The sequence below is a fragment of the Verrucosispora sp. WMMA2121 genome (genome assembly GCF_027460185.1).
Lineage (GTDB): Bacteria > Actinomycetota > Actinomycetes > Mycobacteriales > Micromonosporaceae > Micromonospora > Micromonospora palythoicola.
The window spans coordinates 2,114,098-2,139,021 of sequence record NZ_JAPZBH010000006.1; the positions used below are offsets into that span (position 1 = coordinate 2,114,098).

The 24,924-nt window shown below is 71.9% G+C and carries 21 protein-coding genes; 13 read left to right on the forward strand and 8 right to left on the reverse strand.

What is annotated here, in order from left to right; all coding sequences use genetic code 11:
- Position 1: 1 nt before the first annotated feature.
- Positions 2 to 2,380 carry a glycoside hydrolase family 65 protein gene (locus O7605_RS18585; protein WP_269740348.1) on the reverse strand — a complete coding sequence of 793 codons (2,379 nt, stop codon included), beginning with the start codon at positions 2,378 to 2,380 and terminating at the stop codon, positions 2 to 4.
- A gap of 57 nt (positions 2,381 to 2,437) precedes the next feature.
- Positions 2,438 to 3,136 (reverse strand): prepilin peptidase, encoded by a 699-nt coding sequence (locus O7605_RS18590; protein WP_269742681.1) that lies wholly within the window; start codon positions 3,134 to 3,136, stop codon positions 2,438 to 2,440.
- A gap of 686 nt (positions 3,137 to 3,822) precedes the next feature.
- On the opposite strand from O7605_RS18590, the gene O7605_RS18595 reads away from it, so the two are divergent.
- Genes O7605_RS18595 through O7605_RS18650 form a run of 12 tightly spaced genes read left to right on the forward strand, consistent with a single transcriptional unit; the run spans position 3,823 to position 12,853 of the window.
- Positions 3,823 to 4,392: a hypothetical protein gene (locus tag O7605_RS18595; RefSeq protein WP_269740349.1), complete on the forward strand. Its 570-nt coding sequence runs from the start codon at positions 3,823 to 3,825 to the stop codon at positions 4,390 to 4,392.
- Positions 4,386 to 5,345 carry a hypothetical protein gene (locus O7605_RS18600; RefSeq protein ID WP_443083941.1) on the forward strand — a complete coding sequence of 320 codons (960 nt, stop codon included), beginning with the start codon at positions 4,386 to 4,388 and terminating at the stop codon, positions 5,343 to 5,345. Before O7605_RS18595 ends, O7605_RS18600 begins: the two co-directional genes overlap by 7 nt.
- Before the next feature lie 49 nt (positions 5,346 to 5,394).
- Positions 5,395 to 6,057 (forward strand): SAF domain-containing protein, encoded by a 663-nt coding sequence (locus O7605_RS18605; protein ID WP_269740350.1) that lies wholly within the window; start codon positions 5,395 to 5,397, stop codon positions 6,055 to 6,057.
- Between the two features lie 2 nt (positions 6,058 to 6,059).
- The gene (locus O7605_RS18610; protein ID WP_269740351.1) at positions 6,060 to 6,860 is read left to right on the forward strand and encodes a ParA family protein; all 801 of its coding nucleotides are present in this window, start codon (positions 6,060 to 6,062) and stop codon (positions 6,858 to 6,860) included.
- The gene (locus O7605_RS18615; RefSeq protein ID WP_269740352.1) at positions 6,850 to 8,379 is read left to right on the forward strand and encodes a CpaF family protein; all 1,530 of its coding nucleotides are present in this window, start codon (positions 6,850 to 6,852) and stop codon (positions 8,377 to 8,379) included. The genes O7605_RS18610 and O7605_RS18615 overlap by 11 nt, the downstream gene beginning before the upstream one ends.
- Before the next feature lie 4 nt (positions 8,380 to 8,383).
- Positions 8,384 to 9,286: a type II secretion system F family protein gene (locus O7605_RS18620; RefSeq protein ID WP_269740353.1), complete on the forward strand. Its 903-nt coding sequence runs from the start codon at positions 8,384 to 8,386 to the stop codon at positions 9,284 to 9,286.
- Positions 9,283 to 10,146: a type II secretion system F family protein gene (locus O7605_RS18625; RefSeq protein WP_269740354.1), complete on the forward strand. Its 864-nt coding sequence runs from the start codon at positions 9,283 to 9,285 to the stop codon at positions 10,144 to 10,146. The genes O7605_RS18620 and O7605_RS18625 overlap by 4 nt, the downstream gene beginning before the upstream one ends.
- Positions 10,147 to 10,172: 26 nt before the next feature.
- Positions 10,173 to 10,376 carry a hypothetical protein gene (locus tag O7605_RS18630; protein WP_093403874.1) on the forward strand — a complete coding sequence of 68 codons (204 nt, stop codon included), beginning with the start codon at positions 10,173 to 10,175 and terminating at the stop codon, positions 10,374 to 10,376.
- Between the two features lie 3 nt (positions 10,377 to 10,379).
- Entirely contained in the window at positions 10,380 to 10,823 is a 444-nt protein-coding gene (locus tag O7605_RS18635) for a TadE/TadG family type IV pilus assembly protein (protein ID WP_269740355.1), read from the forward strand.
- Positions 10,808 to 11,272, forward strand: a complete 465-nt coding sequence (locus O7605_RS18640) for a TadE/TadG family type IV pilus assembly protein (protein ID WP_269740356.1) — start codon at positions 10,808 to 10,810, stop codon at positions 11,270 to 11,272. The genes O7605_RS18635 and O7605_RS18640 overlap by 16 nt, the downstream gene beginning before the upstream one ends.
- The gene (locus O7605_RS18645) at positions 11,269 to 11,694 is read left to right on the forward strand and encodes a pilus assembly protein TadG-related protein (protein ID WP_269740357.1); all 426 of its coding nucleotides are present in this window, start codon (positions 11,269 to 11,271) and stop codon (positions 11,692 to 11,694) included. Before O7605_RS18640 ends, O7605_RS18645 begins: the two co-directional genes overlap by 4 nt.
- 16 nt (positions 11,695 to 11,710) lie before the next feature.
- The gene (locus O7605_RS18650; RefSeq protein WP_269740358.1) at positions 11,711 to 12,853 is read left to right on the forward strand and encodes a LysM peptidoglycan-binding domain-containing protein; all 1,143 of its coding nucleotides are present in this window, start codon (positions 11,711 to 11,713) and stop codon (positions 12,851 to 12,853) included.
- Positions 12,854 to 12,951: 98 nt separating this feature from the next.
- Here O7605_RS18650 and O7605_RS18655 read toward each other — a convergent pair whose 3' ends face one another.
- On the reverse strand, positions 12,952 to 13,803 hold the full coding sequence (locus tag O7605_RS18655; RefSeq protein ID WP_269740359.1) for a Rieske (2Fe-2S) protein: 852 nt from the start codon (positions 13,801 to 13,803) through the stop codon (positions 12,952 to 12,954).
- A gap of 86 nt (positions 13,804 to 13,889) precedes the next feature.
- Between O7605_RS18655 and O7605_RS18660 the strand changes: the two genes are divergently transcribed.
- On the forward strand, positions 13,890 to 14,654 hold the full coding sequence (locus O7605_RS18660; protein ID WP_269740360.1) for a crotonase/enoyl-CoA hydratase family protein: 765 nt from the start codon (positions 13,890 to 13,892) through the stop codon (positions 14,652 to 14,654).
- A gap of 47 nt (positions 14,655 to 14,701) precedes the next feature.
- Here O7605_RS18660 and O7605_RS18665 read toward each other — a convergent pair whose 3' ends face one another.
- The 5 genes from O7605_RS18665 to O7605_RS18685 form a co-directional block, all read right to left on the reverse strand.
- Positions 14,702 to 18,292, reverse strand: a complete 3,591-nt coding sequence (locus O7605_RS18665) for a discoidin domain-containing protein (RefSeq protein WP_269740361.1) — start codon at positions 18,290 to 18,292, stop codon at positions 14,702 to 14,704.
- Between the two features lie 100 nt (positions 18,293 to 18,392).
- Entirely contained in the window at positions 18,393 to 21,236 is a 2,844-nt protein-coding gene (locus O7605_RS18670) for a discoidin domain-containing protein (protein WP_269740362.1), read from the reverse strand.
- A gap of 121 nt (positions 21,237 to 21,357) precedes the next feature.
- Entirely contained in the window at positions 21,358 to 23,025 is a 1,668-nt protein-coding gene (locus O7605_RS18675; RefSeq protein ID WP_443083942.1) for a glycoside hydrolase family 13 protein, read from the reverse strand.
- Positions 23,022 to 23,909 carry a carbohydrate ABC transporter permease gene (locus O7605_RS18680; RefSeq protein ID WP_164446620.1) on the reverse strand — a complete coding sequence of 296 codons (888 nt, stop codon included), beginning with the start codon at positions 23,907 to 23,909 and terminating at the stop codon, positions 23,022 to 23,024. Before O7605_RS18680 ends, O7605_RS18675 begins: the two co-directional genes overlap by 4 nt.
- A 13-nt stretch (positions 23,910 to 23,922) precedes the next feature.
- Entirely contained in the window at positions 23,923 to 24,879 is a 957-nt protein-coding gene (locus O7605_RS18685; RefSeq protein ID WP_269740364.1) for a carbohydrate ABC transporter permease, read from the reverse strand.
- Positions 24,880 to 24,924 lie beyond the last annotated feature (45 nt).

A 24,924-nucleotide genomic window follows, 5' to 3' on the forward strand; every position in this document is an offset into this window, starting at 1 on the left:
ATCAGCGGCGGGCGGGGCGGCGCCCGGGTGGCGAGGCCGGCTCGGGGCCGGAGTCGGGTAGCGGAGGCATGGGGCGGATGGTCGCCTCGCCGGCGGCCACCCGCAGGCGTTCACCGTGGTGCCACAGCTCGATCGCGACGTCGGCGTCGGCGTCCGGCAGTTCGTACCGGGCCTCGTCGGCGGTCAGCGTCACGTGTAGCCGGTGACCGCGCCAGAGCAGGCTGAACGCGAGGCGGTCGATCCGGTCGGGCAGCCGGGGGTCGAACGACAACAGCTCCCGGTCGTCGCGCAGGCCGCCGAAGCCCTGCACCAGTGCCAGCCAGGCCCCGCCCAGCGAGGCCAGGTGCAGCCCGTCGCCCGTCTTGTCGCCGAGATCCTCCAGGTCCTGGAGCACCGACTCGGCGAACAGGTCGTACGCCAGGTCGAGGTGGCCCAGCTCGGCGGCGAGCACGCCCTGCGGTGCGGCGGACAGCGACGAGTCCCGGACCGTGCGCGCCTCGTAGTAGGCGAAGTTGGCGGCCTTCTCCTCGGCGGTGAACTCGCCCGGGCAGCGCAGCATCGCCAGCACCAGGTCGGCCTGCTTGACCACCTGGTGCCGGTACAGCTCCAGGTAGGGAAAGTGCAGCAGCAGCGGATAGTCGTCGTCGCCGGTGTCGGCGAAGTTCCACTCCGGCCGGTCGGTGAACCCGCCGGACTGCTGGTGCACCCCCCGCTTCGGGTCGTACGGCATGGTCATCGCCTCGGCGGCGGCCCGCCAGCCGGCCACCTCGGCCGGGTCCACGCCCAGCCGGCCGGCCGCCTCCGGGTGCCGTTCGGCGGCATCGGCCGCGCCGCGCAGGTTCCGCCGCGCCATCAGGTTGGTGAACAGGTTGTCGTCGACGAGCGCGGCGTACTCGTCCGGGCCGGTGACACCGGCGATGTGGAAGCTGCCGTCGTCGGTGAAGTGCCCGAAGCCGTGCCACAGCCGGGCGGTGGCCACCAGCAGGTCCAGCCCGGGGCCGGTACGGAAGTCCTCGTCGTCGGTGGCACCGACGTAACGCAGGACCGCGTCGGCGATGTCGGCGTTGACGTGCAGCGCGGCGGTTCCGGCCGGCCAGTAGCCGGAGCACTCCTGACCGCTGATGGTCCGCCAGGGGAAGGTGGCGCCGGTGAGCCGCAACTCCGCCGCGCGGTCGTACGCCTGGGGCAGGTGGGCGTGTCGCCAGCGCAGTGCCGACCGGGCCACGTCGGGCGCGATGTAGGTCAGCACCGGCAGCACGTAGCCCTCGGTGTCCCAGAGCACGTGCCCGTCGTAGCCGTTGCCGGTCAGCCCCTTGGCGGGGATGGTCCGGTCGCCGTCCGAGCGCCCGGCCTGGATCAGGTGGAACATGGCGAACCGGATCGCCAGTTGCAGCTCCTCGTCGCCGTCGAGCAGCACGTCCGCGGTGCGCCAGGCCTGGTCGAGGGCGGCCCGCTGCTCGGTACGCAGCTCGCCGAAGCCGTCCGTACGCGCGGCGTCCGCCTCGGCGGTGACCTGGGCGGCCAGCTCCTCGACGGTGGAGTCGTCCACCGGTGCCCACTCGAACGCCGCGAACTTGGTCAGCCGCACCTGCTCCCCAGGACGCAGCGGACCGGTCAGGGTCAGCCGGATCCGGTCCGGGGTGGCGTCGGCGTCGGTGGTGAGCTGTGCCGGCGCCGCCGCCCGGTGGGCGACCGCGACGGCGACCCGCTGCCCGCTGCGCTCGGTCCGGTGCACCAGCAGAGCGTCGGCACCGTCGACCCGGTGCAGCTCGGCGGTCAGCGGATCCTGGATCAGCGAGGCGGCCCGGGGGTCGTCGGCCCGCTCGGGGACATGCTCGTTGGCCAGCAGGTCCGCGCAGATCCGCACGTCGACCGGCCCGTCCAGAGGTTCCACCGTCCAGTCGACGGCGGCGACCCGGCGGCGGGCCAGCGACACCAGCCGGGTGCTGCGTACCCGCACCCCGTCGCCGGCCGGCGAGACCCACTCGGTGAGCCGTTCGATCACCCCGGCCCGCAGGTCCAGCACCTGCTCGTGGGCGAGCACCGTGCCGGTGCGCAGGTCCAACGGCTGGTCACCGACCCAGAGGCGTACCAGGGTGGCGTTCGGTGGGCTGATCACGGTGTCACTGAGCTGCGGGAAGGCGTAGCCGCCCTCGGGGTAGGTCAGTTCCCGGCGTTCGTGCAACCCGTTGAGGTAACTGCCCGGCATGTCGACCGGTGCGCCCTCGTCGAGGGTGCCGCGCCAGCCCAGCCACCCGTTGCCCAACGCGAAGACCGACTCGGTCTCGCCGAGCCGGTCCAGGTCGTCCCGGGTCCGTCGGATCCGCCACCGCTCCTCGGGCTGCGGCTCGTCCGGCTGCTGGTCAGGGGTGGGATGCACAGTGCCTCCAGGACTCTCCGACGGTCCCTGCGGGCTGACAGTTCCCCGCCGGGCGGTTCACCACACCAGCAGCAGGGCGCCGACCGTGCCGAGCACCAGGTACGGCCCGAACGGCAGGTGACTCGACAGGCGGGCCCGGCGGCTGACCAGCAGGCCCAGGGCGACCAGCCCGGACAGGGTCAGGGCGAGCAGCAGGCCGAGCACCGGCACACTCCAGCCGTACCAGCCCAGCAGGGCGCCCGCGCTCAGCGCGAGCTTGGCGTCGCCGATGCCGAAGCCCCGCGTACCGAGCAACAGGGTGGTGGTGGCGAAGAAGAGCGCCAGCCCGAGCCCGGCGGCGACGGCGCGCAGCCACGGTGTCGCACCGGCCCCGGTCAGCGCGGCCAGCCCGAGCAGCAGCCAGGTGCCGGCGACGGCCGGCCAGGTCAGCCGGTCCGGCAGCCGGTGCACCGCGACGTCGATGAAGAGCAACGGCACCGCGCAGGCGAGCCACCACCCGGCGGCGACCATCTCGACGGCGGGTGGGCGGGTCAGCAGCAGCGCCGCCACGGCTGCCAGGGCGGCCAGTTCGACGGTGGCCGGCGGGGCACCGACCCGGGCGCCGCAGCCGCCGCAGCGGGCGGTCGGGCCGAGCGCCGGCCAGGGACGGTGCGGGCCGATCGGCGCGCCACAGGCGTCGCAGCCGGTCCGGCGGGCGGTGCCCGGGCGTACGGCGTGCCGGGCGACGGCGTACCGAAGCAGTGGGGTGATCGCCAGTAGCGCTGCGGCGGACCGTGACCGGGCGGTGCGCCCGGACGGCGGGTCGGTCGGCGTGGCCGCCCGGTGCGCCTCCGCCGGTGGAGCGGGTGGCCGGGTCACCTGGACCACCCCCTCACGTAGGGTAGTGTGTCCGGTCGGTTCCGGTGGCGGTCCGATCGTCGGGCACCGCCTGCCGTCGCGTCGTCCGATCGTCGGACCGAATGCCCGGAACGGGCAGATGCAAATCCCGCCGGTGACAATTCACCGCCCATTGGCACCATTTTTGCCGGGGACGGATCGGACCGATTGCCATTTCCCGCCGCATTGTGCCCGACCGACCGGGCACCCGCCCATCGGTGGGATCGCCCGCTCCGCGGCCGGCGGCCGCCCGCGTCGAACACCGGGCCGATCAACTTCGGCAACCTGTCGGTAACCATGCGACGCCACCACTCTCCATCACTCATCGTGTTCGAATGAATTGCCTCTGTTGCATCGGCCAGCGTCAGCCTATGCTCGCCCCTTGGATGTGACGCAACCCACGTCCACCACCGACGAGCAGCCTGGCGAGTGCATTGTTCAGAGATCCATAACAGTAAATGTGGCTGCGCACGGAACCGGACCGGGGAAGGTTCGCCGGTCGCGCCGCCGCACGCCCGGAGACGCTGGTGACGGCGTACGCCGGTCGGCACCGAGGAGGGCACGAGGTGCGAGCACGGCAGCTGAGCCGCTGGACGGCCGGCCTGGTCGCGGTGGCCACGGTCGGCACGAGCACCGCCTGTGGCGGCACCCAGGAGGCGGCCACCACCGCGACACCCGAACGGAACAGACCAGCCGGCGCCGAGCGGGCCGCCGAGGAGGCGGCTGCGGAGAAGGCGGCGCTGGCGGCCTACGCCGGCTACCTCGCGGCGTCCCGCACGGCCAGCCGGCGCAGCGATCCGCAGGAGCCGGCGCTGGCCCGGTTCCTCGCCGACCCACTGCTGACCAGGGTCCGGTTCAGCCTGCGGCAGGCCCGCCAGAACGGTGCGGTGAGTGCCGGCACACTTCGCTCCGAGGGGCCCACCGTCATCTCGACGGACCTGGACGCGACACCGCCCACGGTGGAGATCCAGGACTGCGTCGACGCCAGCAACTACCGGCTGGTCTACCTCGCCGACGACAAGGTCGTACCGGGCACCCGCGGCTCCCGCCACCTGGTCACCGCCACGGCGGCCCGCTATCCCGACGGTCGCTGGCGGATCAGCGCCGGCGCGGCCCACCAGGACCAGCCGTGCTGACCGGGCGAGCCGACGGCCGCCGACCGGCCGCCGCCCGTACCGCCGTCGTCCGACGGGCGCTGCTCGGCGGCGCGCTGGTGGCGCTACTGGCCAGCGGCGGTGCGGTTCCGGCGACCGCCGCCGATCCCGGTGCCAACTGCCCACCGGCCCAGCCGAACTGCAACGTGTGGGACGACGACCCGGGCACCCCCGGTGGCGGCGGCAACGGCGGGGACAACGGCAGCGGCGGCGACAACGGCGGCGGGGGCGGCGGCGTCTGCCAGTGGCAGGGCCGCACCGTTGCCTGCTACGACGACGTGCTCGGCTGGTTCAACAGTGGTGACGGCTGCTACTACAAGCTCGCCGAGTCGCCGCCCACCGAACCGCCCGCCGGCCAGCAGTACTACCTGCAGAGCTGCAACGCCGGTGCCTTCGGCCAGGGAGTACTCGTGCTGCTGGACGCGCCGCCGCCGGGCTTCGGCGCTCCGCCGGACCCGGAGGAGCTGGCCCGTCGGGCGTTCGCCTCGATCACCCTGCTCGCGCCCCGCGCGGCGGTCGCACCCCGCAAGTCCGTCGGCCCCGGTCTGGTGGGTCTGCCGGTCTGGATGTGGGCCGAACGGGGCGCCAACCAGTTCGGTCCGTTGCGCGCCTCCGCCTCGGATCGCGGGCTCACGGTGACCATCCGAGCCCGGGTCAACCGGGTCGTCTGGGACATGGGCAACGGCGACACGGTCACCTGCACCGGCCCCGGCACCCGGTACCGCCCGCGAGGCCAGCACGCCGGACAGCCCTCCCCCGACTGCGGCTACCACAGCGGCTACCCCGAGGCCGGGACGTACACGGTCCGGGCGACCACGCACTGGTCGGTGCGGTGGACCAGCAACGGTGGTGACAGCGGAAGCATCGGCGGCGTCACCCGCACCACGGGCCCGGTCGCCATCCAGATCAACGAGCTTCAGGTGGTGACCAGGTGAGTGAGCCGATCCTGCGAGCCCCGCAGTGGCGAACGAAAGGTGGAACCCGATGAGCGTGGCGACCCGGAACGGAACCTCGCCGGTGGACGCGCCGGTCGCCCCGCCCCGGGTGGTCCGCCAACGCCGGGTCCGGCCCGGCCTGCTCGGCCTCGCCGTCCTGCTGATCGCCCTCGGTGGGCTGGGCTCGGCGTTCGCGGTGACCTCGGTCCGGGCGACCGGCAGCTACCTGGCGGTGGCTCGGGCGGTCGAGGTGGGCGACGTGGTACGCGCCGACGACCTGGTGTCGGTGCAGGTGGCCGGCGGTCAGGGACTCGAACCGGTGCCCGCCGCCCGGCTCGCCGACGTGATCGGGATGCGCGCCGCGGTCTCGTTGGCCCCGGGCACCCTGCTGACGATGGCCCAGCTCACCGACGACCCGCTGCTCGGTCCCGGGCAGCAGCAGCTCGCGCTCGGGCTGCGCGCGGCCCAGGTGCCGGCGCCGAAGCTCCGCCCCGGTGACCAGGTGCTGCTGGTCAGCACGCCGAGCAGCGACAGCGGCGGGGGTTCGTCATCCGGTGGCACCCGGTTCACCGCGACCGTCACCGACGCCGTCTCCACTGACGGGCGGGACGAGGTCGTCGTCTACCTGGCGCTCGCGGTCCGGGACGTACCGGCCGTGGTGGCACTGGCCGCCGAGGATCGGATCGCGGTCGTCCTGACCAAGGCGGCCTGAGCATGGCGATCATCGCGCTGGTCTCGGCGAAGGGTTCGCCGGGGGTCACCACCACCGCGCTGGCCTGCGCGTTGAGCTGGCACCGGCGGCTGATCCTCGCCGAGTGCGACCCGGCCGGCGGCTCCGTCCTCGCCGGCTACCTCGGTGGCGCGCTCGACGGGCCACGCGGCATCGGCGAGCTGGCCGTCGGCGAGCTGCGGGACGGCAGCCTGGAGAGCTCGTTCTGGTCACAGCTGGTCGACCTGGACGCGCCGCGCCGGGAACGGCTCCTGCTGCCGGGAGTGATCGACCCGGCCCAGGCCGGCAGCGTCACCCCGCTCTGGCAGCGGTTCGCGGACTTCTTCACCGGCCTGGAGCGCGGCGACCCACCGTACGACGTGATCGTCGACTGTGGACGGTTGCACGTGCTCGGCCCACCGTGGCCGCTGCTGCGCGCCGCCTCGGTGGTGCTCGTGGTGTCCCGCGCGCAGCTGCCCGACCTGTCCGGTACCCGGGCCATGCTCCAGGCCATCGAGCGGGACTTCACCGAGCATCGGGTGCCCTCGGGCACCCTGCGCCTGCTGCTGGTCGGTGGCGGCCACGGTCGGAGCGAGGTCAGCAAGGCCCTTCAGCTGCCGGTGATCGCCCGGCTGCCGCACGACCCGCGTACCGCCGAGGTGTTGAGCCTGGGCGGGACCGTGCGGGCCAACCGGCCGCTGCTGCGGGCGGCCCGCGAGCTGGAGGTGCCGATCGGCGCGCTGCTGGAGCGGCGGAGGGCCCGGCTGGCGTGGCCCGTGTCCCAGGGGGTGCCGGATGCGATTTGAGCCGGTCTCGTCCGACCCGCGCCGGCAACCACCGGGCGCCACCTCCACCGCCCCGCCCCTGGCCCCGGTCAACGGTTGGCACCAGCCACCGAACGGGTCGGTGCCCGTCGCGGCACCGCCGGCCGCGCCACCCCGACCCAGGGTCGACTTTCAGGTGGTGCGTGAGCTGCGCCGGCAGCTCAGCGAGCGACTCACCCGGTGGCAGCGTGGCCGCGAGTTCAGCGTCGCCGAGGAGGACACCGAGCGCGCCCGGCTCGCAGTCGAGCTGGTCGCCGAGTACGCCGACGCGGTGCGCCGCGCCGGCACACCGATGGCGGCCGGCGAGGAACGGCTGCTGCTCGACCAGGTCACCGCCGAGCTGGCCGGCCTCGGTCGACTCCAGACCCTGCTCGTCGACGACACCATCGAGGAGGTGCACATCCTCGGCTGCGACCAGGTGCGCGTCACCCGGCACGGCGGTGGGGTCGACTGGGCCGACCCCATCGCCGACAGCGACGACGAGCTGGTGGAGATCCTCCAGGCGGCGGCCCGCCGGGCCGGCGCGACGGAACGGTCCCTGTCCACCTCGAAACCCACCCTGGACCTGCAACTGCCCGACGGCAGCCGACTGGCCGCGGTGTTCCTGGTCAGCCACCGCCCGTACGCGGTGATCCGCAAGCACAACACCCTCGACGTGACCCTCGACGACCTGGCCGGTGGCCGGGGTGACCTGGACGAGATGATCGACCCGCTGCTGCGCGACTTCCTCCGGGCGTCGATGCGGGCCGGGCTGAACATCATGGTCGCCGGGCTGGCCGGTGCCGGAAAGACCACCGTGATCCGGGCGATGATGAGCGAGATCCCGCCGGACGAGCCGTACGTGCTGCTGGAGGAGAGCCGGGAACTGCTGCCGGCCCGCCGCGGCGACCGGCACCGGGCGGTGATGAGCTTCGAGGCCCGCGAGGGGCACGGCGAACGCGGACCGGACGGTCGACCGGCCGGCGAGGTGAGCATCGCCGACCTGATCCCGGTCTCGCTGCGGATGGGCGTGTTGCGGATCATCGTCGGGGAGGTGCGGTCCCGGGAGATCGTGCCGATGCTCCAGGCGATGACCACCAGCCGGGGGTCGATGTGCACGATCCACGCGCGTACCCCGGCCGGGGTGAGCGAGCGGATCATCGAGTTGGCGCTCGCCCACGGCCGGGAGATGACCGTCGACCAGGCCCGCCGGATGGCCGGCAACGCGCTCGACCTGATCGTCTACGTCACCGTCGACGACGAGACCGGCATCGGCGGGCGCAAGCACCGCTTCGTCTCGCATGTCGAGGAGGTGTTGGGCGTCGGTGAGAGCAGCCGGATCACCACCACCCAGGTCTTCGGCCCCGGCCCGGACGGGCGGGCGGTCCCCCGGCACCTGCCGGAACGGGTCCGGGATCAGCTGCTGCGGGTGGGCTACGACGCCCGGTTGCTGAGCCGCTGGATCGAGGCCGGTCAGGGCGCCTGGCGCCGGCCCCGGCAGACCCGACTCGGGCGGCGGTGAGCCGGTGCGGACGAACATCGAGCTGATCGCCCTGGTCTCCGGCGCGGCCTGCGTGGCCGGCCTGGTGCTGGCGGTGGTGGCGCTCGTCGGCACCCGCCGGCCGCCCGGCCGGGCACCCGGCGCGGGGCCGGGGCTCGGGCGGCTGTGGCGCGGCTCCGGCAGCACCGCCCGCGAGCAGCGGGCGCACCAGTCCCTGCTGGTCGGCGCGGTGGTCGCCGGTGCGTTGGCCTTCCTGCTGACCGGCCTGCCCGTGGTGGGCCTGCTGGTCGCGGTGGCGGTGCCGGGCGCGCCGTGGCTGTTCTCGGTGGGGCGGGCCGAGCAGCGGGCCATCGCCCGCATCGAGGCGGTCGGCGAGTGGACCCGCCGGCTCAAGGACGTCTCCGCCACCGGGCAGGGGCTCCAGCAGGCGATCATCGGTACGGTCACCACCGCCCCGGAGGAGATCCAGGAGGAGGTACGCCTGCTCGCCGCCCGGCTCCAGGCCGGGTGGTTGGCCCGTTCCGCCCTGCTGGCCTTCGCCGACGAGATCGGCGACCCGGTCTGCGACCAGGTGGTCGCCGCGCTGATCCTGCACCTCACCGACCGGGGTGAGCGCCTCGGTGACGTGCTCGGTTCGATCGCCTCGGCCGCCGCGGCGGAGGTCGCGACCCGCCGGGAGATCGAGGCCAAGCGCACCCAGCCCCGGTTCGCGGTCCGCTTCCTCACCGGCATGACGCTGGCCACCATCGCGTACGGGCTGCTCAACCGCGAGTACGTCCAGCCGTACGACACCCCGTTCGGGCAGCTGGTGATGGCGGTGCTCGGTGCCGCCTTCGTGGCGCTGCTGGCCTGGGTGCGGTCGATGAGCCAGCCGCCCCGACCGGCCCGTTTCCTGCCGGCACCCGACCCGAACGAGGTGGTGGCGTGAACCTGCACCTCACCCTCGCGGTGGTGGCCGGCGCCACGTTCGGGTTGGGCGTGTTCCTGGTGGTCCGTGAGCTGGTCCCGGCGACTCCCGCGCTCGGCCCGGCACTGCGCCGGCTGCACCAACCGCCGGGAAGCGCCCGCACCGGGCCCGCCGACCGGCGGCTGGACTGGCTCACCGGGTTGTCCCGTTGGCTGCGACCCCCGCACCGGCAACTGGCGTTGCTCGACCGCACCCCCGAGCAGTACGCCCTCTCCCTGCTGTTGTCCGCCCTGATCGGACTCTCCGCTCCGGCGCTGCTCAGCGTCACGCTTTTCACCGTCGGCGTGTCGCTGCCGCTGGCCGTGCCGGTCCTGGGCAGCCTCGGCCTGGCGCTGCTCTGCGCACTTGTGGCGCACCGGTCGGTGCTGACCAAGGCGGACGCCGCGCGGGACGAGTTCCGTCAGGCGGTCTGCACCTACCTCGACCTGGTCGCGTTGCAGTTGTCCGCGGCGCACGGGCCGGTGCAGTCGCTGGAGCGAGCCGCCGCGATCTGCGAGGGCTGGGTCTTCGACCGGATCTCCGAGGCGCTGCGGATGGCCCAGATGCAGATGCACTCGCCCTGGGACGAGCTACGCGATCTCGCCGACCGGATCGGCATCCCGGAGCTGGGCGACGTCGGCGCGATCATGCGCTCCTCCGGCAGCGAGGGCGCGCAGGTACACGAGACCCTGCGCAGCCGGGCCGACTCGTTACGCGACCAGATCCGCACCGACAACCTGGCCCGGGCCGAGGGGGTGACCAGCCGGCTCGACATACCCGGCGCGCTGCTGGTCTTCGTCCTGCTCGGCTTCGCCATCTACCCGTTCCTGGCCCGTCTCTAGGCCCGACCCCCAGTGAAGGAGCCCCGATGTCCGTAATCACCTACCTGCACGTCGCGCTACGGGCGCGGCTGGCGGAACTGCGCGGCGACCGTGGCGACAGCCCGGTGCCGACCGCCGTCATCATCTTTGGCCTGGTGGCCGTGGCGATGGCGGTGACCGCCGCCGCCCTCGGCGCGGCCAACGACTGGATGGACAACATCCCGGCCCACCAGGATCCGACGGCCGACTGATCGATGTTCCGTCGCCTCTGTGCCGGCTGGTGCCGGGTGGTCGCCGCCACCCGGCACCGCCTGCTGCCCGGCGACGGTGAGCGGGGTGGCAATCCGGTCGAGTTGGCGGTGGCCCTGCCGGCGATCCTGGTGATGCTGTTCGCCTCGATCCAGGTGGCCGTCGTGTTCGTCGCCCGGTCGACCGCGCTCAACGCCGCGCAGAGCGGTGTCAACGCGCAACGGCTCTACGACGCCCCGGCCGGTGCCGGCGAGCAGCGCGCGGCCGAGTTCCTCCAGGTCGCCGGGGACTGGCTGGTCGACTGGGACGACCCGGGGCCGAGCTGCGCCGCCACCGACACCGACGTGACCTGCACGGTGAGCGGCAAGGCCCTGTCGGTGGTGCCGGGCGTCGACTTCGCCGTCGAGCAGACGGCGCACGGGACGGTGGAGCGATGGACCGAGCCATGAGCCGAGGTTCTGTCTCGATCGAGGTGGCGGTGCTGGCACCGGCCTTCGTGGCGATGATGGTGCTGGGCGGGGTCGCCGGGCGTACCGCGGTCGCCAGCGCGGCGCTGGAGGCCGCCGCGCACGACGCGGCCCGGGCCGCGTCGATCTCCCGGGACGCCGCCACCGCCCGGCGGGAGGCGCGCGAGGCCGCCCGCCGCCAGCTCGACTGGCGGGGCGTGTCCTGCTCCGGGGCCCCGCAGGTGACCCTCCGCGGCTCGGTCGACGGACAGTCCACCAGCTTCAACCGTGTCTTCACCAGTGAGGTCGGGCAGAACGCCACCGTCACCGTCGAGATCGCCTGCACCGTCTCCTACGCCGACATCAACCTGCCGGCGCTGTCGATGCCGGACGGGCAGCGGATCACCGCCTCGTTCACCTCGCCGCTGGACCGCTACCGGAGCCGGGGATGACCGCCGCGCGGGGCGACGCCGGTCGGGTGAGCATCTTCCTGGCCGTGGCCCTGATCGGGGTGCTGGCCATCATCGGCATGGCGTTCGACGGCGCCGGTCAGCTCCGCACGCTGCAACGCGCCGAGAACCTGGCCGCCGAGGCGGCCCGCGCCGGCGGTCAGGCCATCGACCGAGCCACCGCCATCGAGGGCGGACCCAAGCGGATCAACCGGCGCGAGGCCCGCAACGCCGTCCGGAACTACCTCACCACCGCCGGCGCCAGCCACCACACGGTGACCTTCCCGGTGGTCGACGGCGAAACCCTGATCCGGGTACGCGTCGAGGTCACCTACGACCGGGCGGCGCTCGGTTTGTTCGGCTTCTCCAACACCGTCACCGTTTCCGGTGAGGCGACCGCACGGGCGCTGACCGGGGCCTCCTAGGAAAGGGAAGGTAGCCATGGCCGCATCAGGTGGCACCGCCGTACGGCGGGCCGGTCGGGTGCTCACCGGCTTCGGTGCGCTTGTCGTGCTGATCGGTCTGCTGGTCGGCGGACCGATCGCGCTGCTGGCCTTCGCCGGCAACCCGCTCCCCGACCACGTACCCACCCTCGCGGAGATCGGCACCACGCTGACCAGCCGCGACGACGGGCAACTCTTCCTGCGGGCGCTGGCCATCGCCGGCTGGTTCGGCTGGGCAACCTTCGCCCTGTCGGTGCTCGTGGAGCTGGGCGCGCAGGCGCTGGACCGGCCCGCGCCCCGGCTGCCCGGCATGGGCCGGCAGCAGCGGGCCGCCGCCGCGCTCGTCGGTTCGGTCGCGCTGATCCTCGCCGCCAGCCCCGCCGCCACGGCCGCCACCACGGTCTACGGCACGACGGCGTACGGCGGTCCGGCCGCCGCCGTAGCATTCACGCCGGCTCCCGCGCTGGCGGCGACCGGGCCGGCGACGGCCACGACCTCGGCACCCGACACCTCGGCCCCGGCCTCCGTGTACCGGGTCGCCAAGGGTGACTACCTGGGCGGAGTCGCCGAACGGTACCTGGACGACTTCGACGACTACCACCGGCTGGCCGCGCTGAACAAGCTGCGGGACCCGGACCGCATCCGCCCCGGTCAGCTCATCAAGCTGCCCGAGGAGGCGCACGACCAGGGTTCCCGGCAACATGCCACCGGCCGGCTGGTCGCTCCGAAACCCCGGCCCGGTCCCGGGTCGGAACGGACCGAGCAGACCCGCCCGACGCCGGCCAACCCGGGCGACGCGGTGGAGCGGCCCGGCGAGGCGGTGGAGTCGCCCGGCGACCCGACCGAGCGACCGGGGTCGGCCAGTCCGGAGGGACGACAGCCGGAGCCGCCGCGGAGCGAGACGCCGGAGGGTCACTCGCCGGTGGTGACGGTGGGCGCGTCCCGGGCCGGCGAGCCCGACCGGGTGAACCGTCCACTCGCCGTCTCCGCCGTGCTGGCCGTGGCCAGCATCGTCGGGGCGCAGATCGGTGCGGTGCTGGGCCTGCGCCGTCGACCGGCCGTTTCCCGCACCGGCACCCGCCACCAACCGCCGGTCAGTACTCCCCGCGAGCTGCCCGTCGGCCGACACCGCAAGGACTGAGCGAAGCTGTCACCGCCGCCCGCCCCCTACGGACCTACCGGAACCTGCACGGCGCGCAGCCGAGACACGGTGTCCGGAAGGTTCAGCCGGATGTCGGGTCAGGGCAGCCGGGCCTCCAGGCGGCCGTCGACGATCCGGGTCGGCAGCACCTGCTGGTCGTTCGCGGAGGGGCCGTGCACCACCTCGCCGCCGTTGAGTCGGAAGGTGCTGCCGTGCCACGGGCACACCACGCAGGCGTGCCCGTCGACCTCGCGTACCTCGCCCTCGCCGAGCGGCCCGCTCTGGTGGGGGCAACGCTCCAGCATGACGGTCACGTCGTCGCCGTGGCGGTACAGAATCACCGACACATCGTCGATATTGCGGGTGACGAGTTCCCGCTGCGGCAGGCTGGTCATCTCCGCCACCGGGTGCCAGCCCTCGCTGATCAAATGCAGGTCGGAGACGCTCACGTTCACCTGGGCACCCTGCTTGTACGCCAGATGCCCGCCGAGGTACGCCCCGGCACCGGCGGCGCTGAGCCCGAGCCAGCCGAGGGTGCGCCCGAGGCCGTGCCGACCGGACAGGCGCGCGGCCAGCGAGGCACCGTACAGCGCCAGCCCGACGGAGTTCGACGCGGCGTGCACCAGGCCGACCCGACGCTGGTCACGGGAGAGCCCCGCCCAGTCGTTGAGCCCGGCCACCGCCGCCGGCAGGGCACCGATCGTGCCGACCGCGGTCATGGTGGTCGCCGCCCGCTGCTGGCCGGGCATCAGGTCCAGCACGGCCGCGCTGATCCACGCGCCGACCGGTAGCTGCACCATCGCCGGGTGCAGCGGGTGCCCCAGCCAGACCCCGTGCAACAGGTCGCGGACCCGCTGTGGGCGCAGCACGCCCTGCACCGTCTGCTGCAACCGGTCACCGAACCGGTCCAGGCCGGAGGCTTGCTCGATTTTCGTCAACAACGCTCGCACGAGTAACGACTTCCCGCCGTACGCCGCCGCAAACCGGTCGTCGGGGACGAATAGCCAGCCGGGCGACGCCGGGGCATGCTGACGGGATGACGGTACGGGTGGAACGGGACGGGCCGGTGACGACGGTGATCCTGGACCGGCCGGCGGCCCGCAACGCGGTCGACGGGCCGACCGCTCGGGCGCTCGCCGACGCGTTCCGGGCCTTCGACGCGGATCCGACGGCGACGGTGGCGGTGCTCTGGGGAGCCGGCGGGACGTTCTGCGCGGGGGCCGACCTGAAGGCGATCGGTACGCCGAGCGGCAACCGGGTCGAGCCGGACGGCGACGGCCCGATGGGTCCGACCCGGATGGTCCTCGGCAAGCCGGTGATCGCCGCGATCTCGGGGTACGCGGTGGCCGGTGGCCTGGAACTGGCGCTCTGGTGCGATCTGCGGATCGCCGAGTCGGACGCGGTGCTCGGGGTCTTCTGTCGGCGGTGGGGAGTGCCGCTGATCGACGGCGGCACGGTCCGGTTGCCCCGGCTGATCGGCGAGAGCCGAGCGATGGACCTGATCCTCACCGGGCGTGCGGTGCCGGCCGCGGAGGCGTACGCCATGGGGCTGGTCAACCGCCTGGTCGACCCGGGCGGGTCCCGGGCGGCGGCCGAGCAACTGGCCGCCGAGATCGCTCGCCACCCACAGACCTGCCTGCGCAACGACCGCGCCTCGGTGCTGGCCACCGCCGCGCAGCCGGAGCCGGACGCCCTGGCCACCGAGCTGGCGTACGGCCTGCACTCCCTGGCCACCGACGCGGCGGCCGGCGCCGCCCGCTTCACCGCCGGCGCCGGCCGCCACGGATCCCCCATCCCCTGACGACCCACCCCACTCGCATGGTGGGCGCGCCAGGGGGAGGGGTCGGGTCAGTTGCGGGTGATGGAGAAGGTGGAGGTGATGTTGCGGATGTCCTGGTGGTTGTTGGTCAGGCGGAGGTTGGTGAAGGTGACGGAGCCGACGGCGGGGCCTTGGCCTGGCTCGGGCATCTCGTTGGCCCAGATGGCGAAGCCGGACTTGGCGTCGAAGGCGTCGCCGCTGCGTTGTGCGCCGCTGATGGACACGTTCGTGAAGACCGTGTCGGTGATCGGGTTCTCCGGCTGGCCGCCGGTGTACTTGGTCTGGAACATGATGCCCGAGTACGTCGGGTCGACGATGTCCACGTCACTGACGCGGATGCCACGGAACTCCTTCGACGCGGAGAACACCCAGATCGCCGGGAAGGTCTGCGCGCCCCAGAAATGACCACCGGACCGGATCAGTGAGATGTTCTCGAAGCGGGTCGGCGGGCTCGCGCCGAATCCGATGAACGGGTAGCCGAAGTCCAACGAACTGATCGTGATGCCGGAGTACGTCAACTGATCGGCGATGTAGAGGTTGCGGAAGACGTTGTCGTAGCCGCCGTAGACCGCGATTCCGGCCGCCCGCCAGGTCAGCGTGGCGGTCAGGTTCTCGAACACGTTGCCGTGGTTGCCGGTGGACGCGCCCTGGTCGGTGGCGGAGAAGAGGGCGAACGCGTCGTCGCCGTTGGACCGGCCCTCCGAGTTGCTGACCAGGTTGTCGGTGCTGCCGTTGGTCAGGTTCACCGCGTCGGCGAAGGTGTTCCGGAACCGGCTGTTGGTGATCTTCAAGCCGCTGACGCTCACTCCCCAGTACGCACAGACGGTGTGCTCGACCCAGACGTTGTCCAGGGTCAGGTTGTCGACATCCTTCAGCTCACCCCAGACCTTGCCCGGCCCGTCCTGCCGGATCGTGTAGTTGCCGAAGAAGGCGAGGTGTTCGAAGGACGACCCGCTGGCACTGGGCTCGACCCGGAACCCGGCGTCGGTGTTCTGCTGCGACGGTGGCGTCTGGAAGCGGGTGAACCACATGCCCGCTCCGACCACCTTCACCGCCTTGCCGTACACCTGGAACTTCTGGGCCGTCTCGTAGCTGCCGGCTGGCAGGTAGACCCCGATCAGGTTGCCGGTGGCGTCCATCCGGACCGCGTCGAGCGCACTCTGCACGTCGGCATGACTGAATCCGTTCGGCACCCGGTACCGCGCCGGGTCCGGGTTCGCCCGGGGCGCGACCTGCTCCAGGTTCACGAAGTCGATGGCGTACGTGGTGGAGTTCGCCGGATCCTTCTGCAAGCGGATCCGGCTACCCGCCGGGATGGTCGAGTTGAGCAGCACGTTCGCCTCGTCGTAGAGGTGCCGGGGCGGCCCGGCGCTCGGCGAGTCGCTCGGGCTGGCCTCGGCGCCGTACAGCCAGATGTGCTTCGACGTCAGGCTGATCGGCTTGTGCAGCACGCCGTTGACGTAGATGTTCAACGTCGAGTTGATGCCGCCGCCGTTCGGGGCGTCGGGCATGGAGAAGCGGGTGACCAGGGCGTTGGCCGGCGCTCTGGTGGTCCACTCGACGTACGCGCCGGTGGTGTTCAGGGTGACCGCCCGCCGGCCGGACGCCTCACCGGCCAGGTCGCCGATGGTCCGGTTCGGTCCGACGACCTGCGCCCCGCCGCCGACTGAGCCCTCCTCGGCCTCGTACATGTCGTACGGCAGGTCGGCGCCGCGACCCACGAACAGGGCACGCTCGCTGGTGTTGTTGGCCCGCTTCACGGGCAACTCGTTGGCGTCGGCGGCGATGACGACCCGGACGGTGTACCGCCCGTTGGCCGCCGTCCAGGTGCCCAGGTTCACCGGGCCTGCCGTGGCACCCGCCCCGATGGTGCCGGTGTACGAGCCGGTGAGCGTACGCACGGTCGTGCCGGAGTCGTTGAGCACGGTCAGCGTGACGTTGTGCGCCCCGCCGGCCGAAGCGACGGTGCCCTGGTTGCCCAGGCTCACCGAGAAACCGACAGTGGCGCCCGCGCTCGGTGTGCCCGGTGACCAGGTGACCGACGAGGCGACCAGGTCGGCGCTGGCCACCGGACTGACCACCAGCGGGCCGGAACTGGTCCGGCTGTTGTTCGACTCATCCTGCTCGATGACCGTGTTCGCCGGGTCGACCGCGGCGCTGAGCTGGTAGCTGCCCGCGTTGCGGGCGGCGACGGTGGTCGACACGGTGGCCGAGGCGCCGGCCGCGAGGGCACCGACGTTCGCCTGGCCCACCTTCGTGCCGTCCAGCGCGAAGTCGACCGTCGTCGCCCCGGCACCCGACGTGCCGGCGTTGCGTACCGACGCGGTGAGCGTGAGCTGGTCGGTCTCCACCGGCGCGGTGGGGGCGAACGTCAGGTTGGTGACGGTGAGGTCTGGGTTCGGGGCGGGGGTTCCGATCACCTGGAACTCGGCGACCTGCCCGTTGGGCGATCCGGTGTTGGCGGTGAACTGGAGCCGGACGTCGGCTGCGGTAGCCGCGACTGGGATGGTCACCGTGTTGCTGCTCGACGGGCTGAACGAGTGGTTCGCCGAGCCGACCAGCGTACTGAATCCGGAGCCGGACTGAGTGCGCCCGAGGATCGAGAAGGTCTGGGTACGCGGCCCCCAGACCGGGTCCGGGTTCAGCTTGACCACGACGGCGCTGATGCTCGCGTTGGCGCCGAGCGCCACGGTCAGGGTGCTCGGGTACGCCCCGGGCGCTCCCTCCCAGTAGGTGGTGACGTCGTCGTCGACGGCGTTGGCGGCGGCGAAGACGTGCACCATCGAGGAGGCGGTGGCCGGCTTGCCGGCGGCCAGGTTGGTGCCACCCGGGGTGCTGCCCACCCGGGTCACCGTGTTGCTGTTGGCCGAGACGTTGCCGGCGGCGTCCCGGGCTCGTACGAGGTACGACACCGTCGCGCTTGCCGGCTGCGTGTCCGTGTACGTCAGGGTGGTGCCCGAGACGGTCGACCGCAACGACCCGTTGGCGTACACGTCGTAGCGGGTCACCCCGACGTTGTCGGTCGACGCCGACCAGGTCAACCGGACCTGCCCGCCGCCCGGCTCGGTGAACGCCAGGTTCGTCGGCGCCGACGGGGCCTGGGTGTCTCCGGTGGCCGGGCCGTACACCTCCAGTTCGGAAAGCTGCCCGGCGGGCCAGCCGGTGTTCGCGGTGATCAGCAGCCGGACGTGCCGGGTGCTGGCCGGGGCGACTGACACGGTGACCGTGTTGCCGGCCGCCGGGTTGAACGCGTACCCGGTGGAGCCGACCAGGGTGCTGAATGCCGACCCGTTGGTGCTGCCCTGCACGGTCAGGGTCTGGGTACGCGAACCCCAGCCGGTGGGCAGTTTGAGCACCAGCCGGTCGACCGTGACCGTGGCACCCAGATCGACCTGGATCCACTGCGGGAAGGCGTGGTTCGGGCTTTCCCAGTAGCTTCCCTGACTGCCGTCGTTGGCGTTGGCGGCGACGTAGACGTCGGTGTGGCCGCTGGCGGACATGCTCCGGCCGGCGGCCAGGTTGGGGCCGCTCGCCGCGACGGCGGGCGGTGCGGGGGCTACGGCGAGGGCGAGGCCGACCGCAACGAACACGGCGGTCAACCGGGTGCGGAATCTGGACATGGGGGATCGACACCTTCTTCCGGGATGTGGAGAGGCGTTGCGAGGTGGTGCTTCTGGTGCGGCGTCGCCGGGCCCCGCCGGAGCCGAGCCCGGCGACGGGTCAGGTGGAGTGGACCTCGAACTCGGCGACCTGGGCCGCCGGCCAGCCGGTGTTGGCGGTGACGTGCAGTCGGAGGAACCGACGCTCCCCGGCGGGCAGGTTGATCGACACGATGTTGCCGGTGGCCGGATCGAAGGTGCGGCCGGCCGTGCCGGCAAGGGTGGTCCAAAAGTTGCCGTCGGTGGAGCTGAGCACCGACAACGTCTGCGTACGGGTCTGCCAGGCCGGCGATGGTGGCAGCTTCAGCACCACCCGACCCACCTGCCGGACGCTGCCCAGGTCCAGGGTGAGGGTCTGCGGGAAGGCGTTGTTGGCGCTCTCCCAATAGGTGTTCGCGTTGCCGTCCACCGCATTGCCGGCCAGGTACCCGTCGGTGTGGCTGGAGGCGACCGCCGGCCGGCCGAGAGCGAGGTTTCCGGTTGGTGGCGGGGTTGTGGACGGTGGCGGGCTGCTGCCGCCGTACACCTCGATCTCGGCGATCTGGGCCGCCGGCCAGCCGGTGTTGCCGGTGATGCTCAGCCGGAGGAACCGACGCTCGCCGGCGGGCAGACCAATCGACACGACGTTGCCGGCGGCCGGATCGAAGGTGCGGCCGGCCGACCCGGCGAGCGTGGTCCAGGCGTTACCGTCGGTCGAGCCGAGCACCGACAACGTCTGCGTCCGCGTCTCCCAACCGGCCGGCAGCTTCAGCACCGCCCGATCGACGGAGCGGGCGCTGCCCAGGTCGACGGTGAGGGTCTGCGGAAAGGCGTTGTTGGCGCTCTCCCAGTACGTGTTCGCGTTGCCGTCGACTGCGTTGCCCGCCTGGTAGGTCTGGTTGTGGCTGGAGGCGAGGACCGGCCTGCCCTGCGCCGGGTTGCCCCCGGCCGGCGGCGGCGTGGTGGGTGGCGGAGTGGTGGGCGGTGGCGGAGTGGTGGGCGACGGTGGGCTGGTCGGGCCGCTGCCCCACTGCGGCTCCGGCCACGGCCCGCAGTACGGCGTCGAGGTGTACCAACCGGAGTTTCCGGCCCCCTGAGTGATCTGGAAGCCGCTGCCCACACAGTTGTGCATCGGGTTTGCCTGTGCGATGCCGGTGGCCCGGACATTCGTGAAGGAGACCTGACTCGGTGCCTGCACCTGGAGGGCGTACGTGCCGGCACCGTCGATGCGTACGTCGGTGAAGCTGATCCCGCTTGTCGCGCCCTCGATCCAGTGCAGCGCCGCGTAGGAGCTGTCCAGGATGTCGGTGTCGCTGACCACGATCGACGCGTTCTGGATCGGTTCGTTCAACGCGGAGAACCAGATCGCCCCGACACCGAACCGCCAGTTGTAGTCCGAGTTGCCGTTGCGGATCAGGGTGTTGCGGGCGACCGTGATGGTGCCGGCGACCGCCGTCGGGCCGTGCACGCCGGTGTAGCGGTTGGCCACGTGGATGCCGCCGCCGTTGGTGACCGAGTCGGCGGTCACGTTGTCCGTGATCCGGATGTCCCGCCCACCGTAGGTGACCAGGTGGTTGGCGAGGATCGTCACGCCGACGGTGTTACGGGTGAACGAGTTGCCCACGTTCGGCACGGTGTCCGCCCACATGGCGAGGGCGTCATCGCCGGTGTTGCGGACGAAGGTGTTCGTCACCGTGGAGTTGGTGACCCCCCAGTGGAAGTTCACCCCGTCGGCGGTCTGGTCGAGGATCCGGCTGTTACGGATGGTGAAGTTGTCCATCGGGCCGTCCATCCAGGCACCGACCTTGGTGTGCTGCATCCAGACGTTGTCCACCACGGAGTCGGACATCGCTCCGCCGATGGCGTTGACCTGATCGGAGTCGACCCGTTCCCGGATGTCGCCGATGATGGCGAAGTCCCGCAGCAGCACGTTGCGGCTGGGGCCGCCGGCCTCGTGCGGGCGGATCTCACCCCGGTAGCCGCCACCGTCGACGTACTTGCCGTAGATGCCGGCGGCCCGCTGGCGGTCGGTGGGGTGCCGGCCGCCGAGCACCGAGTACCAGGGGCCGGCCCCGCGCAGCGTCACCCCGTCGACGACCACATGGTCCCAGAGGGTGAAGCTGCCCGGCGGGATCCAGACCGTACGGCCCTGCGCCCGACCAGCGTCCACGGCGGCCTGGAAGCGGGCGGTGGAGTCGGTGGCACCGGTCGGATCGGCACCGAAATCGGTGACCACGTCGAGGACGTTGGCCGGCTTGGTGATCGGTGCGCCGACCAGCTCGAAGTCGGCCAGGTCGATGGTGAAGGTCGGCGACTGGGCGGTCGACGCCACCTGGAGCCGGATCTTCGTACCCGTCGGGTAGGTGGTGCCGAACAGGGCCCGGGCCTCGTCGTAGAAGTGGTGCGGGTTGATGTCGCCCGGGTTGTTGTTGAACGGGTAGCCGCCGTAGTACCAGCCGTACTTCGAGGTGACCGGCACCGCCTTGACCAGGGTGCCGTTCGCCCGTAGGTCGATGGTGGCGTCGCGGCCGGTGCCGGCGGCGTTGTCCGGGATGCTGTAGCGGAACGTGACCGCGTTCGCCGGGGCGGTGAGGGTGAATTCGACGTGCTCCCCGACCGCGTCGAGGGTGACCGCCGCACGGCCGCTCGCCTCGGACGGCAGTGTTCCGTAGCGCCGGTCCGGCCCGATCCTGGTGCCGCTGTACGCGGCGTTCTCCGCCTCGTGCTCGATGAACGGTACCGTCGCACCCCGGCCAGCGATGTCGAACGGGGAGAGCCCGGCGGCCCGGGCCGGGGTCGCGGTGGTGGTGAGTGTGATCACCGAGATCGAGGCGGCGGCCAGTGCGGTGCCGGTGAGCAGGGCAAGCGTCGCACTGCTCCGGTTTCTGGGCGGGTGCGGGTGGTGCGGGACGGTGTGGTCGGCCATGAGCAGCGCTCCCTTTCTCAGGTGGCCAGGTCCCCCGTGGTGGTGGCGGAACGGCGGTGCGGGTACCTCCTCGTCGGCGCGGGCTGGTGGTTCGGTCGGTGGTGTGCCGACCCGGCGGGAGTCACCCGGACCGGCCCGGGGTACGCAGCCAGACGGCGGTGTCCGGGGGTAGCCGGTCGTCGTCGAGCGGGCCGCTGGCCAGCAACTTGTGGGTGTGCGGTGGCAGTGGCACGGCACCGCCGGACAAATTCACCAGGCAGGTGAAGCCGGGTTCCCGACGGAACGCCAGCACGTCGTCGGGTGCCGGCAACCAGGTGAGCGTCCCGTCGCCGAGCGCCGCCTCGGTACGCCGCAGCGCGATCGCCCTCCGGTACAGCTCCAGCATCGAATGCGGGTCTCCGGCCTGCGTCCGGGCCGTGCGGTCCTTCCAGTCGGCGGGTTGCGGCAGCCACGGCACGTGGCTCGCGTCATCGGGGCTGAAGCCGTAGGGCGGCACGTCCCCCGACCAGGGCAGCGGAACCCGGCAGCCGTCGCGGCCCGGGTCGACCCCGCCGGAGCGGACGAACATCGGGTCCTGCCGGAGTGCGTACGGGATGTCCTCGACCTCCCACAGCCCCAGTTCCTCACCCTGGTAGACGTAGGCGGCGCCGGGCAGCGACAGCGACAGCAGCGCCGCGGCGCGGGCACGGCGGGTGCCCAGTTCCAGGTCGGTGGGGATGCCCTCGCGCTTGGCCGCGAAGCTGAACGTGGTGTCCGCCCGGCCGTAGCGGGTCACCTGCCGGGTGACGTCGTGGTTGGCGAGCACCCAGGTGGCGGGGGCACCGACCGGAGCGTGTGCGTGCAACGTGCCGTCGATGCTCTCCCGTAGTGCGGTGGCGTCCCAGGCGCAGCCGAGAAAATCGAAGTTGAACGCGGCATGCAGTTCGTCCGGGCGCAGGTAGCGGGCGAACCGCTGGCGGTCCGGCAGCCACACCTCACCGATCAGGGCCCGGTCCCCCGGATACGCGTCGGCGATCCGCCGCCAGTCCCGGTAGATCTCGTGCACCCCGTCGACGTCGTGGAAGGGGTGCGGCCGATCTGCCACGATCTCGGGCAGCGTCGAGTCCTTGACCAGCAGTCCGGCCGAGTCGATCCGGATACCGTCCACGCCCCGGTCGAACCAGAACCGCAGGATGTCCTCGAAATCGGCGCGCACCCGCGGATGGTCCCAGTTGAGGTCCGGCTGTTCGGGGGCGAAGAGGTGCAGGTACCAGTCACCGGGCGTGCCGTCCGGGTTGGTGGTCCGGGTCCAGGTCGGCCCGCCGAACTCGCCCACCCAGTCGGTCGGGCGTTGGTCGCCGTTCGGACCGCGCCCCGGCCGGAACCAGAACAGCTCCCGCTCCGGCGCCCCGGGGCCGCCGGCCAACGCCGCCTGAAACCAGGGGTGTGCGTCGGAGCAGTGGTTCGGCACCACGTCGACGATGGTCCGGATGCCGAGCGCGTGCGCCTCCGCGATCAGCGCCTCCGCCTCGGCCAAGCTGCCGAAGACGGGGTCGATGTCGCGATGGTCGGCGACGTCGTAGCCGGCGTCGGCCATCGGGGAGGGATACCAGGGGCTGAACCAGATGGCGTCGACGCCGAGCGTCGACAGGTAGTTCAGCCGTGATCGGATGCCGGCGATGTCGCCGATGCCGTCACCGTTTCCGTCGGCGAAGCTGCGCGGGTACACCTGGTAGATCACCGCTCCCCGCCACCACGGACCACTGGCTGCTGCGGACACGCGCACCTGCTTTCTGGGGTCGGCGGTCATCCCTTGAGACCGCCCGTGGTGAGGCCGGACATGATGTTTCGCTGAAACACCAGGAAGATGACGACGGTCGGTATCGCGGCGATCACCGACGCGGCGATCACCACGTTCATCGGCGTACCGCCGGCGAAGGCGTAGATCCCCACGCTTACCGTGCGGGTCTCGGGGGACGGCATGACCAGCTTCGGCCAGAGGAAGTCCTTCCAGACCGCGGTCACCGCGAAGATCGAGACAACGCCGAGGATGGGCCGCGACATTGGCAGCACGATCGACCAGAGCGTGCGCAGTGGGGTCGCCCCGTCCATCAGGGCGGCCGCCATCAGATCCTCTGGAATCGAGTCGAAGAACCGCTTCAGCAGGAAGATGTTGAACGCGTTGGCGACCAGGGGAAGCCAGATCGCGAACGGTGAGTCGAGCAGGTTGATGTGCAGGATCGGCAGGTCGATCACGGTCACGTACTGCGGGACGATGAGGACCATCGCCGGGATCATCAGGGTGGCCAGCATCATGCCGAGGATCACGTTGCCGAGGACCGGGCGGAGCTTCGACAGGGCGTACGCCGCGGCGGTGTCGAAGACCAGTTGGAACAGCACCGCGCCGGTCGCGTAGTAGAAGGTGTTGAACAGCAGCTTGGCCAGCGCCAGGTTGTGCCAGGCATCGGCGTAGTTCTGCCACTGTGGATCCTGCGGGAACAGCGACGGTGGGGTCTGCGCGATCTCCTGGCCGGATTTGAGGGCTCCGGTGACCATCCAGTAGAGCGGCCCGAGGAAGACGAGCGTGAACCCGACGACCACGACGGCGAGCAGCGTCCAGTAGGCGGCCCGTCCGCGACCACGCCGAAGCTGGGCCTGTGAGATGAGGGTCCGGGTCCCGGTGTCCGGTGCCATGGGTGGTCTCCTCCTAGTCCTGTCTCGCGGTGAGCCGCAGGTAGACGGCGGAGAACCCGGCCAGCACCACCAGCATGATCACTCCGAGTGCCGCCGCGCCGTTGAGATCGTTCTGGAAGAACCCGTGTTGGTAGATGAGGTATGCGACCGAGGTCGCCGAGTCCTCCGCGCCCGCACCGTTGGCGAGGATCAGCGGCTCGATGAAGAGCTGCATGGTGGCGACGATCTGGAGCATCGCCAGCAGCGCGAGAATCAGCCGGGTCTGCGGAATGGTGACGTGCATGATCCGCCGCCAGATCCCGGCCCCGTCCAGCTCGGCCGCCTCGTACAACTCGCCCGGGATGTTCTGCAACGCGGCCAGATAGATCAGCACGGCGCTGCCCATGTTCATCCAGGTCGACGCGATCACCATCGCCGGCATCGTCATCTGCGGCGACTGCATCCACTGCGACGTGGGCAGGCCGAAGGCGTCGAGGATCGCGTTGAACAGCCCCGCGTCGCTCGGATCGTACGCGTAGAACTTGAACAGGAACAGCGCCGAGGCGGGCGGCAGCATCACCGGCAGGTAGACCAGGATCCGGAGGTACCCACGGGCGTGGCGGAACTCGTTGAGCAGGATCGCCACGAAGAACGGCACCGCGTACCCGAGGACGAGCGCGAGGCCGGTGAAGTAGAAGGTGTTCTGCCAGGCGGTCCAGAAGCTGGGGTCGTCGAGGATCCGGAGGTAGTTGTCCCAGCCGACCCAGGTGGTCTCGCCGCGCCGGGTCCGCTGAAAGCTCATGACGACGCCGCGGACCATCGGATACCAGGAGAAGACCGCGAAGCAGAGCACGGCACCGAGCAGGAACGCGTGTCCGGTGAGATTGTCCCGTACCTTGCGGCCGAGGCTGGAACGCGGTGGCCCTGCCGGCGGCGACGGGGCGGGTCGACCCGGTGCGCGCACGGCACCCGGGACGGTGGTGATCGCCAAGGCAACTCCTGGTGGGCTGGTTGACCGGTCAGTGCTACGCCGCCC